The organism is Nostoc flagelliforme FACHB-838, from assembly GCF_014698065.1.
Lineage (GTDB): Bacteria > Cyanobacteriota > Cyanobacteriia > Cyanobacteriales > Nostocaceae > Nostoc > Nostoc flagelliforme_B.
The window spans coordinates 70,724-85,361 of record NZ_JACJSI010000005.1 but is presented as its reverse complement, the minus strand read 5'-3'; the positions used below and the strand labels follow the sequence as shown (position 1 = coordinate 85,361).

Sequence of the window (14,638 nt, the reverse complement as noted above, 5' to 3'; positions counted from 1 at the left end):
ATTAATTAGAAGCCAAGCTGGGAGTCCATATAAAATCTAAAAATATTGGGTGGAGCGATGCCTACAACTGCAAGCACGCCCCACCCAACCTAAAATAATCTAATAACTAACGACTAATTCGCTACCTCAGCCACCTCAATCACTCGCCCTTCATAGTCCTTGACTAAAAAATTCAGGGGTTTCTGGTTACGAATCTTGAATTTCAAACCGCGCGTTTCGACTCGCATTAGAATCATTTCTAGGCAGTCGTGGTCAAAACAAACGTGACGTTGCTGATTTTTGCTACCTAAACTTGCACCAGTAATGACGTGTAGCTGCGTGTTTTTTTTCAATTGATACCATAGCCCATCATTAGCATTATTCATCATTTTGCTAGACAAGTTAGGCCCAGTAGACATATATAGCGGATCAACGCCAGTGGCACCTATAGTTTGTTCGTAATTGTAGTAGTAGTGCAATGGCACCTCGGCTGCTGGCAAATCTAGCAGTCCTTCATACAACTGTCGGGCAATTTCCAAATCTGACACCATTACAGTGTGTACTTTTGGCGCACTGGTGAGAAACATCCACATAGCACCAGCATAAGCTGCTAGTAGCATCACCATAATGCCTTGGGTAGAGAATAGGCTATCCAAGGGCAGGGAAGGCAGAAAGGAGCCTAAGGTAAGGGGACTGAGCAGGAACGATATCACACTAACCGCTATAACCATGAACAAATAAGGATTCTATAAGAGAGTTGATTTTATGATTGTCGATTAAGACTAAAATTAAGTCCTTGTTTCTAGTTTATCAATACTCAAGTAGTCTGAGTCTCATCTACAAAGTGAGCAACACCAAGATATTATGCGATTAACTAGGAGAGTGTAATTTCCAAAACTATTTTAACAATTATCAATCGAAAGGCTTATGCAAATTCCCCATTTTACGGAAGCTAATCACCCCCTGGTGAAGTCGCTATTCCATCACAGTGACCATGAACTACTGACTCTGTTTCAGCGCAATCCAGATGCCGGAAAGTATTTTACAGTAATTTTTTGTCGCTATAGCCCTATAGTCTATACCTTAATTCGACATTCGGCGCGATCGCCTGTGCAGGCAGATTATTTGTTTGCCCTCACTTGGCGGCATATTTATTACGAACTCGGTGGATTAAAGTTAACTGACTCTGAATTAGATGAGGAAGCTCTAACCATGCAAAATTGGTTAATTAATATGACAGCTTTCTGTATTAACGAGATTAAACTACCACCCACAGAAGCAATTCATTATTCTCTCCAAACGACTTCGCCGCCGCTATGGTGTTATGTAGAACAGGCGTTAGACCAATTACCACCAGTTTTACGATTGATCGTGTTAATGGCTCAAACTTTCCACTGGAGCGAAACTAGAATCGCTGCCTATCTGCAAGCCGAAGGAGAAGCGATCGCTCCTAATGAAGTAGCCAAGTTTCTTCAGGAAGGCTATCGTATGCTAGAGGACAAATTACCCACAGATATCCGCTCTATATACTTTGGGGAAGATATTGCTCAATCATGACTTAAGTGTAAACGCGTATATTGATTGTCTTCAATTAAAAAATTAAAACTTCTTCTTAGACCTTCTACTTAAACCCGCAACTTTACGGGTAACTTTTATGAAACAACGGCTTGTATTTCCCTGGCAAAAGGTAGGCTTAATTTGTGTAAGTAGGATTTCTCACTCCCAGGTACTTTTATACAGCTTTTTACTGTTTACTTTCTTCCTGAGACCTGTAACTGCGGGTGTGGTTGATATTACGCAACAACTTCATCGTCCTTTAAATAATTCCGTTGGGCGACAATCAAGAGATGAAGCAGATAGTTTGTTGCGTATTGGTGAACAACAATACACTTCAGGATATGCCGATAAAACAATTGCATCTTGCTTGCGGGCACTAGAACTATATCACTCAATTGGCGACCTGAAATCACAAGGTCTGACATACAATTTGCTTGCTAAAGCTTATGTCCAACTCGCTAGTTTAAAAGAGGCGGAAGATGCTTTCAGACGAGGATTAGCGATCGCTCGTGATACTAAAGACTTCCAATCTGAGATTTTTGTGCTGAATAATATCAGTACATTTATGCTGCAACAAGGGGAATATACTGCTGCTGGTAAAACTGTTGAAGATGCACTGGCAATTGCTCACAGTGTCAAAAATATTGAAGGGGAAGGATTATCTTTAAATAATTTGGGTTTGGTAACTGCCAGGTTGGGAGATTACAACAAGGCGATTAAATTGTATGAAAATGCTTTAATATTCCGCCGTCAGACTGGCAATGCCATCGGTGAAGCAAATACCCTGAATAATTTAGGAGATGCTTATTTAGCATCGGGAAATTATCAAGATACAATTGCCACTTATGGGGTAGCAATGCGGACAGCTAAAATTAACCGCGATCGCACTAATGAATTACGGGCAATTGACGGTTTAGTTACGGCTCACAGTGCTGTAGGACGCTATGAACGGGCTTTTGACTTACTAGAGCAACGTTTAGCACTCGCTAAAGAATTGCAAAATTTGCGAGAAGAATTAAAATCTTTTGAATCTTACGCTCAGTTATATAAGCAACAAGGTAATTACCTAACAGCCCGAAATTTTTACGAAAGGGCGATTATACTGGCGCGGACGTTGGAAGACAGCAAGCAAGAAGTGCAATTGCTAGATCAGCTAACTAAAATGCTTCAGCGAAAGTAGCAGTTAAAAGTTAGGAGTGAAGAGTTCTTTAACTGTTCACTCCTAAATCTTCACTCTTTGATTAATTCAAAAATACTGAACCGTTTGGTTCAATTCTCATCGCACTTCTACCCTGTGCTGCATTGGTGGCTTCCTTAAATGTAACTTCCAAGCTTCCTGCTGAAGAAGCTTGTGGAGTTACTATCAACTGTCCGCCATCTTCTCGTTCAAATGTCACCGTTACTGGTGCCCTTAGAACTTGCAGTGTCACATTGTCTTTACCTTGTAGCGATCGCGGTGCTGTATCGCCAATTACTTGGTAAGTTACATTAGCCGCAGTGTCATTTATCAACCTGATATTAACCGTACCATTTGCTAGTGCGATCGTCGCAATGGGGGTTTGCCGTGGTTGTAGTAGTGGTTGGTCACTTGAAACCGTCCCTGTCAAAGGCTGTTGAGTTTGAGTGCCAGGGGCTGGGCGTGGTAGCCTGACACCTGGTTCTGGAGCTTCACCACCGACACCCAATCTTATTTGCTCTGGTGATGGATTCACAGGGACACCAAGAAGCCCTTGAGCAGCTAGTCTTTGCGTTAACGCATTGGGAGGACAGCCCTGTGGCACTACAACCTGACTATTGTGTGGTTCTTCATAGAAAATACTAGGGCACGGATTAACTTTAGGAGTAGATTCTTGTGCTAATGCTTGAGGAATTGCTGGCAGACTAATCAGCAATCCCCCACAAATAGCGCTAAATAACTCAGCAGACTTGCGGAACTTTTGAGGCTTTATATTCATTATTGACTCCTAGAATAACTTCAATTTTTCTTTTCTAGAAAGATTTATCCAGTTGAATATTAAATTAGGTTTTATCGTTACTTGAGTACATCTAATATTTAACAAATCACTCAATTTTCCGTATCTAACTAAGGAAACGAAAATAATATAAAAAAATAGATATGTTTCATCCTCAAGACTGAAAGCCTTAGTTCTTAAATAGACTAAAGACTTTAAACCTTGCCATTAAACATATTGTTGCAAATTTAAATTATTTTTAACAAGATAATGATAATGCTCAAAAATAAATTTTCAGGTTAATAGTGCAAGTCAGTTTTGGTTGAATAAAATTCTACATCTATCATAGGAAACAAAAATTTATGACTAAATTAAGACTCAAGAGTTATTGGTAAGGTGACAGTAAATGTGGTGCCAGTGCCTTGGGTACTTTCAACTTGAATATGACCCTGGTGATGTTCGACAATAGCTTGAGCGATCGCTAATCCTAATCCTGAACCAGTAGCATTAGCTGTAGTTGTATTCCTAGTACTATGAGTACGTGCCGGATCTACCCGATAAAAGCGATCAAACAAGCATGGTAGCGCTTCTGCTGGAATTCCAACTCCGGTATCAGTCACTTTAACTTGCAACTGGGCACTAGTGTTACGTAGCCTAGAAACACGATTTATTCCCTCTATCCGCGCCAATTCCACTTTCACCCGTCCACCTGCTGGAGTGTAATGCAAGGCATTAGAAATTAAATTTGTGAACAGCCGCACCAATTGATCCCAATTGCCCACAAGGGTAAACCAATTTTCCAGTAATTCGGGGTTAGTTTCGGAAGCAGGAGGGTCAACTAAATCTAGAGAAAGGGTGATTTCTTGTTCAGGAGCTAACAATTGCTGTTCTTCAACCACCTCCATTAACAAAGCATCCAGCGGACAAGGTGAAAAAGTGTCTTTGCTAATACCACTATCCTGCCGTGCTAAGAAGAGTAAGTCATTGACTAACTTACCCAAACGCTGCGTTAAACGTTCTATCACCTTTAACTGTTGCCGATACTGCATAGAAGTAGTTGTTTCTGACTCTGTTAAATCCAAATCAGCAAGGGCAACTTGCACATTGGTTTGAATCAAAGTAATGGGACTTCTAAGTTCGTGGGAAGCATCAGCAGTAAATTGTTTGAGGCGTTGATAAGACTCACCTACAGGTTCCATCGCTTTACCCGAAAGAAACCAACCACTTGCACCTACAGAAAGCACCATTAAGCCAATACCTAGCGCCAAATCAAAAATCAATTGGCGACTGGGTTTAGTGACTTCAAACCAGGGATGACTAACACGCAGATATCCTAATACTTGCCGTCCCACATCCACACGTTGTGTAATTTGCCGTAATAACAGTGGTGAGTCAGAAGTTTTGAATTTTGAATCTTTACTCTCATCCTTGACTACACGCACAGTTTCACCAGTGCGGTTGGCATGAATGGGAATATTTAGAGGTTCCGATAGCGTTGACCAAAGTAATTTACCCGTTGGACTAAACCATTCTAGGTCGATGTGGTCATCTTCTACAGCATCAGTATTTTCACGTAAACTGGCTTCTACATTAATGCGAAATTTATCTGCATCAGCATTAATTGGCTCAAATATGAGCGTAGACGCACAGCGACTGTTTGTAATACAACGCTCTACTATTTCCACAACATGGTTAAGGGTGTCATCAATCCGCTCAATCAAAGTACTACGGACGTATAAATAAACCCCACTGGCAAACAGAAGGAGTAATACAGTAGTGACGGCAGTGTACCAAATTGCAAGACGGCGGCGAGTAGCCTGAAACATATTTTTTCATCTATTTTTTTGACTGAAATCCTCACAATACGTATTTATAGCGGTTCTCGTTTACGTAAGGTACACCCGTAAGGGCACGGCACTGCCGTACCCCTACCCTCGCAATATAATCTTGTACCGCATCTGAATGGGAACCGCTATATAACGCTAAAAAGTTGCTCATTTTTCGCTTTACAAATTGAAGACCATAACATTATTGTTTATAAAAAATTTAATCGTTTATATGTGTGAAGTTGCTACGTGCTAAATGCAATACAAGGTACGGGTAGCTTAATTGGTGTTAATTTAGTCAAAACCCTTTGAAAATTGGGTTGCTGCCACGAGTAATAAAAGTAGAGCCTCTGTATAGACATTCCCAGCATGAAGCTGGGAACGAGGCAATCTCTCAAAATGTCTTGACTAATTTTTAAGTTAAATTGACACACTGCGAGACGCATACCCCACAAGAAGTAGTTGAGTATTTTTTTGGAAGTCCCTTAAATTAGGAATTACTGTCTTATATACCAGATGCTACGAAAAGGTAGGGTTAGCGATGTCGGAGCATTATTTCGAATTACAAACTGGTATTAAACCTCTACCAAAAGTGCCTCTCGGAGCTTGGCAATCACATCACTCAGATTACCCGTGTTCAAGCGGTAACTCAGAGGATGGGCAATCAAGCGCGCCGTGCTTTCATACAGAGTCGCAATTTCAATCAAACCATTTTCGCTTAAAGTCCGCCCTGTGGAAACTAAATCCACGATCGCTTCTGACATTCCAGTAATTGGGCCTAGTTCCACTGAACCATACAAGGGAACTATTTCTACAGGTAAATCTAGACTGTGGAAATATTCACGAGCGCAATTTACATACTTGGAAGCAACTCTACCATGCGGTGGTAAGTCTAAAGGCGATCGGTAAGAACTGGTTGCTTTTACCGCCACCGACATCCGACAATGCCCAAACTGCAAATCTACTAAATGGGCAACTTGCGGCTGTTTCTCGCGCAGCACATCATAACCAACAACACCCAGTTGTGCCTGACCATATTCTACATAAACGGGCACATCCTGCGCCCGTACAAGCAAACCTTTCGCTTGTCCGCTAGCGTCAGTAATCTGAAGTTGACGTTTTCCTGAATCTAAAAAAGCACTAAAATCTAATCCTACAGCTTGTAGCAGGCGGATGCTATTTTTAAGTAGTTCCCCTTTTGGCAATGCAACAGTCAGCATTCTTTTTATTGGTATCCTTAGCGTCTCGGCAGTTCACTAATATTGAGAATATCTCTATTGCTGACAAAATTTTCAGCACAAAGACCATTGGCTTCTCGTGGGAATGTCAAGACAAGCAGCATGAGAATTTTATTAGTTGATGATGAAGTTGAACTAACTCAACCCTTGAGTCGCTTGTTAACTCGTGAAAGTTACACTGTAGATGCCGCCTACGATGGCACATCTGGCAGCGAACTTGCACAAGCAGGTAGTTATGACTTGCTGATTTTAGATTGGATGCTGCCAGGAAAAACTGGGTTACAGATTTGTCAAGAATTGCGAAACCAAGGTAAAACCACTCCAGTACTCTTTCTCACAGCTAAAGATACTCTCGATGACCGTGTACAAGGTTTAGACGCTGGTGCGGACGACTATTTAGTTAAACCTTTTGAACTGCGGGAATTACTAGCGAGAGTCCGTGCTTTATTACGTCGTTCCGGTTCCCAAACCAATGAAACTACTACCGGACGTTTAACTGTTGCTGATTTAGAACTCGATTGTGAAAATCAAGTAGCCTATCGTCAAGGGCGGATAATTGAGCTATCGCAAAAAGAAAGCCAGTTGTTGCAATACTTTATGGAACACACTGGACAACTACTAACTCATGCCCAGATTATGCAAAATTTATGGCAAGAGGAAGAACAACCTAGCAGCAATGTGATAGCGGCATTAATTCGCTTGCTGCGTCGTAAGATTGAAGTACGTAAAGAAACTACGCTGATTCACACGGTATATGGTAAAGGCTATCGTTTTGGTGTTTCCTTGGTAGAGTCAGTTTAGCGAAGAAACTTTTGTATGGTAGGCATTGCTTAGTGTTTGCTTAAAACCTAATTTTTACGATACTTTGACTGCTTTTAAGCCCCTTTGTAAAAAACTAAAATGCTCACCTTGAGGAATTGTAGGTGCTGTCTAGTTTAAGAACAACCTAGCAATTAGCTGCTTGCTTTCCAAACAATTACTTGTGGCACATTTTTATGTGGCACATCTAACTGAAATTTCACTGGATTTTTTTCATTAGAATATGTATATATCATTACTAATTTAAAAGCCTGTTGGAGGGCTACTATGAAACACTGTTGCCCCCGACTTCAGTTTCGCGGCAGTTGTCTGTTGACTATGCTTGTCGCCATTACAGCTACCCCTGTAATAGCAGAGACAGCAAATTTTGGCACTTTCAATTTATCAACAAACTTTGATCAAGCACAAGGAACAATGCAGGGTTCCACAGGTGGTTCTTACTCATTGTCTGCCATAAGTAACCGCGATCGTGATCAAAAAGCCTGTATTGGTTTTGCCGATCCAACTCCAGATCACATTATGGTTTTGGAAAATGACTTTTCCCAGTTAACAATCCAAGTTGATAGCAATAATAACGATACAACTTTGCTAATTCAAGGCCCAGATCAAAATACAATTCGTTGCGGCGATGACACTGGCAAAAGTAAAGATGCTAGCGTTAGCGATCGCAACTGGAAACCTGGCACTTATAAAATTTGGGTAGGTACATTTAATAATGGAGTGAAGCACGACTATACCCTAAAAGTTGAGCAGCAGTGATGGTGACTGGGGAAGAAGCAAAAGAGAAGAATTTTCCTCTCCGCAAGAGCAGCACCCTTCCCAATACTTCTCACTTTGTGCATTTTTAACTCGGAATCGGGTTTGGGGAAAAGGGTAAAGGGTAAGGGTTAAAGGTTTTTCCTTTCCCCTTTTCCCGTTAACCGAGAAGTATTGGCACCCTTCCCCTCTGCCTATTTTCAATGCCCAATACTACGAGAGGCTGCGCCCTAAGCGTAGCTATGCCGTAGGTTTTACGGCGTCGCTCAGTACAAGTGCCCCATTCCCAATTTTTAGGTGTAACACCTGAGAGGATAATATGGGAGAGTAGCTTGTTGTGCTTTCCGAGGGTGCTATCTCGTGCTATCTATACTGCGTGCTGACTTTCGTATCATATTTGAACGTGACCCAGCTGCCCGTAACTGGTTGGAAGTTTTATTTTGTTACCCTGGTTTGCAAGCCCTGCTATTCCATAGGCTGGCTCACTGGCTGTATGTTCTTGGTCTTCCCTTTATTCCCCGCCTGATTTCTCACTTGGCTCGGTTTTTAACTGGAATTGAAATCCACCCTGGTGCAGTTATTGGGCAAAGTGTGTTTATTGACCACGGGATGGGTGTAGTAATTGGTGAAACTGCGATCGTGGGAGACTATGCCCTAATTTATCAAGGTGTCACCCTTGGGGGTACTGGTAAAGAATGTGGTAAACGCCATCCAACTGTGGGTGAAAACGTCGTAGTTGGGGCTGGAGCTAAGGTATTGGGCAATATCCAAATTGGTAATAATGTCCGTATTGGTGCAGGTTCTGTTGTTCTTAGGGATGTGCCTTCAGACTCTACTGTGGTGGGTGTGCCTGGGCGCATAATGTATCGTTCTGGAGTTCGGGTTGCACCTCTTGAACACAATAACTTACCTGATTCAGAAGCCCAAGTAATTCGTGCTTTAGTTGACCGGATTGAGGCGTTGGAAGAACAAATACAAACTCTTCAGCGTACCAATTCTTCAGAAAACACTCCTGTTTTAGTGGGTTGTTTAGCTCCAAAAGAAGATGAACCAACTAACGATACTCGCTGGTGCAACCTCAAAGATAAGACTATCCAGCAATTTCTAGATGGTGCTGGCATTTAGTTAAACGTCAAGGGTTAAGGGCCGATCTTTTGACTCTTGACTAAATCACGGATTAATTGCTTCGTTAGACCACTCTTGCTGGTCATTACGGCAGTAAAGCCATCGATTTTGTGGTTCGCCGCGTAATTCTAAATGGTCTACTTGCATCGGATCAAGTAGCAGTAGACAAAAATTAGCCGCTGGCTCAACAGGATCGGGCGCTGCTGGCTCAAAGGCGCTTAATTCTTGGATTCTGGGTTTACCAGGATAGGGCCAAGCAAACTGTAAACGCGCCGCATCACTCAATTCTTGCCACATTGCAATCCGCGCTGGCTGTAAATCTTGGTGAAAATCATCGCTGCTTACCAAAGTCAAATAACCAGTGATGCGGAATTGTTCTCGTGTATTGGGAAAGTACCAGCAAACTTCTGCCCAAGGTTGTTGCTGTATCTGATCGGCTTTGGCGCTACGGTTATCGGTGATAAATTTTAGCTGATTTGTATCTTCCAGAAAGCCGCGAAAGACTAGGGTACGATTAGCGGGGCGACCATTAGCTTGTAGCGTTGCTAGTTGCAGATAACGGGCATAAACAAGGCTGCGGTTGCGATGGAGCGCATGAGCGATCGCACCTCGCCAAGGAGCAAGAGACATTATACAATTCTGTTGGTAATCTAACGCCAGGTATTTCTGAACATCTTACCAACAAAGCGATCGCACTTTTCAATCAGTCTTTGGAAATAAAAGAATGCATTGGTGATGTCCAAACTCAAGCAATTACTCTCTGGTGGTTAGGAGATTTGGCAGAACAGCAGGGTGAATATACTAAATTTCATTAATGAATTTTGATAGCAATTCAGGAGAGAGAATCAGGATCTACACCAAGCGATCGCAATCTTTCTGCTAATAATTGGGTGCGTTTTTCAGCTTGTTGAGCCTGTTCTTGTGGTGTTAAAAGCCTTTGCCCCTGATGATCGTACCAATATAACCATTCGCGGGGAATGCCTAGATAAGTTCCCCGTTCTACGCCAATTCCTAAACCAATCTCTGGCAACCAAACGGGATTACTATCATGTAATTCATAAGTATTATTAAATAATTTGTAAACTTCTAAACGTGGCTTACGACGACGAAATGGATTGTAAACCACATAATACAAAAACCCTAATCTTGCATACTCTGCTTTTTTGGTCGAATACTCACCGCGATATGTCTGAGATATCACTTCCAGCACTAATATCGGTAGTTTCTTCTCTTCCCAAAGCACATAACTGGGACGGAGGTTTTCATCATAAAATCGCTTTACCCCCAAACTCAAAAATCCATCTGGCACAATTGGCGGTAAATCTGGGTCATAATAAATTCCCATATCTATACCAAAAAACCAATCCATTCTTTCTGGCCATGCCATTGAAAGTATTGCTTTGAGTAAACCAGGAATTAAATCTTGTAATTCATTATCCACAGGGGTATCGTCAGAGTCTGGCAGTTCCTCAGAGGAGGGCAAACAAGCTAATGGATCGTAATTTAGCATGATAGGTTTACCGTTTCTTAGTTATTAGTACATTTTTATTTTATTAATGAATTTTGATAGCGATTCAGCACATACTAATTTTATTTGCAAACATAGAGAGTATTAGATCCCCGACTTCTTTAAGAAGCCAGGGATGTTTTGTTCATTGGATATTAATTTTCCACTTGTTTTAGTTTTTGAAAAATTTCATCAAGTGGGGACTCAGATTCATCAGGACAAAATTCTAAAGCAAGTCTCACTTTTCCTTTTTTCCATCCCAAAGTACTAAATTGTAATACTTCACAATTTAATCCTTGGGTATACAAATTTACTTCATCTGTCTCTTCTGCCCCAATATATTCCTTAATTGCTGTAATCAAATCACGGACTTTAAAAGTTTTAGCAATATTTAACTTATTAAAAGTGTCTGGTTCTATAGACACAACTTCATCATGGTTTAGTCTCTCAAATCCATCTTCCATAAAAATCTCCTGTCAATAAATCTATATTTTCCAGAGATATAACAGTTGATCCGAAATAAAATGATAATTTGGTCATTAGTCAATTATCATTAGTCCTTGGTTATTATCGTAATAATTTGTGTATTGCACAAAGGGGTGAAGAAAAACTCTTCACCCCTCTGCGTTTCAACTTAAATATTTAACTCACCATAGTTTTACGCGGGATTTTACTAAGTGCTGAGTTATGAATAAAAGTAAAATACTCAACACTCAGTACTGTCTTAGTGAGGTTCTTAGAAAAACCAACCGTAAGAATGTAAACCTTTACCCAAAAGATTTACACCGAGATAGCAAACCCAAACGACAAGCAAACCTGTTGAGGCTAAAATTGCGGGACTTCGCCCTTGCCAACCGCGAGTAATTCTGGCGTGAAGGTAGGCGGCGAACACTAACCAGGTAATTAATGCCCAAGTTTCTTTCGGATCCCAACTCCAGTAAGAACCCCAGGCTTCGTTAGCCCAAACCCCACCGGCAATGATGCCAATTGTCAGCAGGGGAAATCCTAATCCAATGATGCGATAGCTGATGTTATCGAGGGTTTCGGCAAGGGTAAGGCGCTGAGGTGAAAGAGGTTCAGCAGATGCTACAGCTTGAGATTCAGGAGTAGTTACTAAATTCAAAACAGCGGTGTTACCGTTGCCGTTGCCGTTGCTAGTAGTTTCAAAACGGGCAAAGCCGTTATTTTCGACAGCAGGGGTTGGTGGTTGAGAAATTAGTTCGGATGCTTTGTGCAAGCGATAGCCGTTACTGCGATAGCCGCCAGTACCAACAGAACTACCTTGTAATTGGATGTTTTGGCCGCGAGTGACAATTAAGAAAGCGATCGCTAATAATGAACCCACCATCAAAGCAGAATAACTCAACATCATCACGCTGACATGCATCATCAGCCAATTTGACTTCAACGCAGGTACTAGGGGTTCTGACGCTTGCATTTGCGATGGTAGTGTCATAGTAGCAAAAGCAGTGATCGCCATTGCCACAGGCGCTGTCGCAACTCCTACTAAGCGGCTACGACTACTATTTTCGGCAATGAGATGAACGGCGGTAATTCCCCAAGTTAAGAAAAACAGAGATTCATAGAGATTACTTAAGGGAAAATAACCAGCTTCGATCCATCGTGCCCCTAGTAAAGTAGCTATACACAAATTTGCGATCGCCATCCCAGCTGTCCCCAAAGCAGCTAGATAAGGTATATTCGGAAAAGCTGCGCCTCCCCAATACACCAGCATTGTCAGGAATAATATGGCAAAGGAGGCATTGTCCAGCCAGTTCTGGAGTACAACTAGATTCATAAAGTGTTCTCTCCGTGGATAATTTAAAATATGGATTCTGACTGTTCTGATCCTATATGTTTAGAGGATCATGGCACAGGAGGAATAGAGAAATAGGGATTGGATACTGGGGATTAGAGATTAGCCAAAATAAATATGTAGTCATATCCCAACCAATCTTAAAAGAATTTCTTCCGTTGTAACCAGTAGCCAGTCCCTAGCCCCCTATTTGACAGAGTTGCTCTTATTGCTTTCTGGACTAGGCAAAGCAGTCGCGTTAGTAACTTTTTTGAGTGCGATAAAAATGTCATAGCGGTTACTACGACTATCGCTGACAGCAGATGTCATCCCAATTGAGCGTGTTGCATTTAACAAAATTTGCTGATTGGGAATTAGAGTTGGTAAAGGGAAATTTTTCACAGTTCGTTCCACATCCAGGAAAAATTGACCATTTGTCGGATTTGGTTCTGTAGGAACTGTTTCTTGAAAGGGGATCGCGCTAGCTAATGCATTGTTCGGTTTGGGAACAATTTTATCCGTGATTGGAGCGCCCACTACTAGAAAGGCGACATCTCCATCTAACCAACCGTGGGTGGCAGTTAACGTACCATAAGGTGAAACCCAGTTAACAACAGGTCTATCTGCGACTTTCCCCGGTTGAACTTGGAACTGGTATTGATTTCTCATCACGTCATCTAGCTGTTTTAAGGATGCTTCAGCTGATTGGCGTAAACTTTGCCCGTTGTAGGCATTGCTTGCCTGTACCATGAACACTAGACCTGCACGGAAATCATCTGGTGAACCTGCTTTTGGAGTATTAGGAATCAATGATAAGGAAAATTCGCCTTTCATCCAACTGAGCAAATCCTTATCTAAGTCAAGATTAATCAGAGATTTTACACCGCCTCGTAGCTGTTCTGGTGCGATCGGCGATAAAGGATTTCGCTGAGATGTTAAAACATAGTCTCCCCACAACCTCTGTAAGTTACCCCCCGAAAGCATCATCAAGGTTTCCGCTGGTACGCGGCTTTGCATTTTCCCAGCTTTGTTTTCCACTGCCAGCACTCTTTGACTATTAGGGTTTAGCCAAGAAACGCCCTTGAAGCGGATTCCTTCTGACTCTAAAGTCATTGTCCCCGCTAAACCTTGGTTATTTTGCAGTTGAGCCAATACTTGAGCAGGTAAAGGGCGGTTTGGAGAAGCGGCGGCTATTTTGGCTGCTGTTGGTACATTTACATAAAACTGGGCAAAGGGTTGATGGTTGGCGATTTTCGGAAAATTTTCCGTAAAGCCCCCAGTTGTAGCTAAAGATGTTTTATTTTTGTAGGCATCGATCGCTCGTTCTGTGGCTTTGGGACTATCAGTTATGACTAAAAAACGCCCATCTAGTAATGCCGCCGAGAAGTTTTCTCCTGGTTGTCCCTCACTTTGTTTGATGGCAATCCCTTGATAAGTACGGTCAATCCATTTACCTTGTTTAAGGGTTTTGGGTTGTGCCAAGATGTTTTTGGCGATTTCTGGGTTTTTCACTGGCAATACCATTACCATCGACTGCTGATCGCTAGCAGCATTTTCATTAGTGGTAACTGGTTTGGGTGCAGATTTACTCCCTATTGCTGGGGCAAGAATTGCGATTGTCACATCATTGCCTACCCAAGGAGCGATATCTTTCTGGAAGTCGTAACCATTATTAGTCAGAAAGCGATCGCGTAACTGGACTAAATTTTTGTCCAGTTCTGTTTGGGTTTCTCTTGTCCCAAACTGCCGCAATTTTTGCCACTGCTGGGGATCTGTTGTTAAGGAAACCGCAAACAGAGCATCACCAGGAATAATATTTGCACCTACTAGCAAATCGCTAGAAGATATTTGTCTCTGCGCTAACAACCAGTATCCTACACTCCCCCCACTAATCAATAATCCAGCAGCCGAGAGCGTCAACACCAGAGACGATTTCTTATTTTTCTTCATCGGAACAGACACAAGAGGCGGTGCCATTGAAACCTATACCTCATATTTGCAAACTCATTACTTGCTTAATTGGTTAAGTCAACCAAGAAGCTTCTTGTGATCTAAGGCAGTTAACTTCATAGATTTCTCCACCC

The 14,638-nt window shown here is 41.9% G+C and carries 14 protein-coding genes; 5 read left to right on the top strand and 9 right to left on the bottom strand.

The window, feature by feature from the left end:
• Nucleotides 1-113: 113 nt before the first annotated feature.
• Nucleotides 114-710, bottom strand: coding sequence for a glyoxalase-like domain protein (locus H6G97_RS04155; RefSeq protein WP_190939443.1), 597 nt, complete (start codon nucleotides 708-710; stop codon nucleotides 114-116).
• Nucleotides 711-906: 196 nt separating this feature from the next.
• Here H6G97_RS04155 and H6G97_RS04150 point away from each other — a divergent pair, with 196 nt between their 5' ends.
• Both H6G97_RS04150 and H6G97_RS04145 read left to right on the top strand, forming a co-directional pair.
• Nucleotides 907-1,536: a sigma-70 family RNA polymerase sigma factor gene (locus H6G97_RS04150; protein ID WP_190939442.1), complete on the top strand. Its 630-nt coding sequence runs from the start codon at nucleotides 907-909 to the stop codon at nucleotides 1,534-1,536.
• Between the two features lie 97 nt (nucleotides 1,537-1,633).
• Nucleotides 1,634-2,716 (top strand): tetratricopeptide repeat protein, encoded by a 1,083-nt coding sequence (locus tag H6G97_RS04145; protein ID WP_190939441.1) that lies wholly within the window; start codon nucleotides 1,634-1,636, stop codon nucleotides 2,714-2,716.
• 61 nt (nucleotides 2,717-2,777) lie between these two features.
• Here H6G97_RS04145 and H6G97_RS04140 read toward each other — a convergent pair whose 3' ends face one another.
• From H6G97_RS04140 to hisG, 3 genes are all read right to left on the bottom strand, one after another.
• Entirely contained in the window at nucleotides 2,778-3,491 is a 714-nt protein-coding gene (locus H6G97_RS04140; RefSeq protein ID WP_190939440.1) for a hypothetical protein, read from the bottom strand.
• A gap of 368 nt (nucleotides 3,492-3,859) precedes the next feature.
• Nucleotides 3,860-5,314: a sensor histidine kinase gene (locus H6G97_RS04135; RefSeq protein WP_190939439.1), complete on the bottom strand. Its 1,455-nt coding sequence runs from the start codon at nucleotides 5,312-5,314 to the stop codon at nucleotides 3,860-3,862.
• A 575-nt stretch (nucleotides 5,315-5,889) separates the two neighbouring features.
• Entirely contained in the window at nucleotides 5,890-6,534 is a 645-nt protein-coding gene (gene hisG / locus H6G97_RS04130; protein WP_190939438.1) for an ATP phosphoribosyltransferase, read from the bottom strand.
• Between the two features lie 120 nt (nucleotides 6,535-6,654).
• On the opposite strand from hisG, the gene rppA reads away from it, so the two are divergent.
• From rppA to cysE, 3 genes are all read left to right on the top strand, one after another.
• On the top strand, nucleotides 6,655-7,353 hold the full coding sequence (gene rppA / locus H6G97_RS04125; protein WP_190939515.1) for a two-component system response regulator RppA: 699 nt from the start codon (nucleotides 6,655-6,657) through the stop codon (nucleotides 7,351-7,353).
• Between the two features lie 285 nt (nucleotides 7,354-7,638).
• Complete coding sequence (locus tag H6G97_RS04120; RefSeq protein WP_190939437.1) at nucleotides 7,639-8,130, top strand: hypothetical protein; 492 nt, start codon at nucleotides 7,639-7,641, stop codon at nucleotides 8,128-8,130.
• Nucleotides 8,131-8,487: 357 nt separating this feature from the next.
• Nucleotides 8,488-9,252 carry a serine O-acetyltransferase gene (gene cysE, locus H6G97_RS04115; RefSeq protein WP_190939436.1) on the top strand — a complete coding sequence of 255 codons (765 nt, stop codon included), beginning with the start codon at nucleotides 8,488-8,490 and terminating at the stop codon, nucleotides 9,250-9,252.
• A gap of 45 nt (nucleotides 9,253-9,297) precedes the next feature.
• Here cysE and H6G97_RS04110 read toward each other — a convergent pair whose 3' ends face one another.
• From H6G97_RS04110 to H6G97_RS04085, 5 genes are all read right to left on the bottom strand, one after another.
• Nucleotides 9,298-9,882, bottom strand: a complete 585-nt coding sequence (locus H6G97_RS04110; protein WP_190939435.1) for an Npun_F5749 family FMN-dependent PPOX-type flavoprotein — start codon at nucleotides 9,880-9,882, stop codon at nucleotides 9,298-9,300.
• Between the two features lie 202 nt (nucleotides 9,883-10,084).
• Nucleotides 10,085-10,762, bottom strand: coding sequence for a Uma2 family endonuclease (locus tag H6G97_RS04100; RefSeq protein WP_190939434.1), 678 nt, complete (start codon nucleotides 10,760-10,762; stop codon nucleotides 10,085-10,087).
• A gap of 152 nt (nucleotides 10,763-10,914) precedes the next feature.
• The gene (locus H6G97_RS04095) at nucleotides 10,915-11,223 is read right to left on the bottom strand and encodes a KGK domain-containing protein (RefSeq protein WP_094343439.1); all 309 of its coding nucleotides are present in this window, start codon (nucleotides 11,221-11,223) and stop codon (nucleotides 10,915-10,917) included.
• Nucleotides 11,224-11,495: 272 nt separating this feature from the next.
• Nucleotides 11,496-12,557 (bottom strand): c-type cytochrome biogenesis protein CcsB, encoded by a 1,062-nt coding sequence (gene ccsB / locus H6G97_RS04090; RefSeq protein ID WP_190939433.1) that lies wholly within the window; start codon nucleotides 12,555-12,557, stop codon nucleotides 11,496-11,498.
• Nucleotides 12,558-12,761: 204 nt separating this feature from the next.
• Nucleotides 12,762-14,531 (bottom strand): DUF3352 domain-containing protein, encoded by a 1,770-nt coding sequence (locus H6G97_RS04085; RefSeq protein WP_190939432.1) that lies wholly within the window; start codon nucleotides 14,529-14,531, stop codon nucleotides 12,762-12,764.
• Nucleotides 14,532-14,638 lie beyond the last annotated feature (107 nt).

Coding starts and splice junctions, on each gene's coding strand:
- H6G97_RS04155 (WP_190939443.1), bottom strand. CDS start 710: ATGGTTATAGCGGTTAGTGTGATATCGTTCCTGCTCAGTCCCCTTACC.
- H6G97_RS04150 (WP_190939442.1), top strand. CDS start 907: ATGCAAATTCCCCATTTTACGGAAGCTAATCACCCCCTGGTGAAGTCG.
- H6G97_RS04145 (WP_190939441.1), top strand. CDS start 1,634: ATGAAACAACGGCTTGTATTTCCCTGGCAAAAGGTAGGCTTAATTTGT.
- H6G97_RS04140 (WP_190939440.1), bottom strand. CDS start 3,491: ATGAATATAAAGCCTCAAAAGTTCCGCAAGTCTGCTGAGTTATTTAGC.
- H6G97_RS04135 (WP_190939439.1), bottom strand. CDS start 5,314: ATGTTTCAGGCTACTCGCCGCCGTCTTGCAATTTGGTACACTGCCGTC.
- hisG (WP_190939438.1), bottom strand. CDS start 6,534: ATGCTGACTGTTGCATTGCCAAAAGGGGAACTACTTAAAAATAGCATC.
- rppA (WP_190939515.1), top strand. CDS start 6,655: ATGAGAATTTTATTAGTTGATGATGAAGTTGAACTAACTCAACCCTTG.
- H6G97_RS04120 (WP_190939437.1), top strand. CDS start 7,639: ATGAAACACTGTTGCCCCCGACTTCAGTTTCGCGGCAGTTGTCTGTTG.
- H6G97_RS04110 (WP_190939435.1), bottom strand. CDS start 9,882: ATGTCTCTTGCTCCTTGGCGAGGTGCGATCGCTCATGCGCTCCATCGC.
- H6G97_RS04100 (WP_190939434.1), bottom strand. CDS start 10,762: ATGCTAAATTACGATCCATTAGCTTGTTTGCCCTCCTCTGAGGAACTG.
- H6G97_RS04095 (WP_094343439.1), bottom strand. CDS start 11,223: ATGGAAGATGGATTTGAGAGACTAAACCATGATGAAGTTGTGTCTATA.
- ccsB (WP_190939433.1), bottom strand. CDS start 12,557: ATGAATCTAGTTGTACTCCAGAACTGGCTGGACAATGCCTCCTTTGCC.
- H6G97_RS04085 (WP_190939432.1), bottom strand. CDS start 14,531: ATGGCACCGCCTCTTGTGTCTGTTCCGATGAAGAAAAATAAGAAATCG.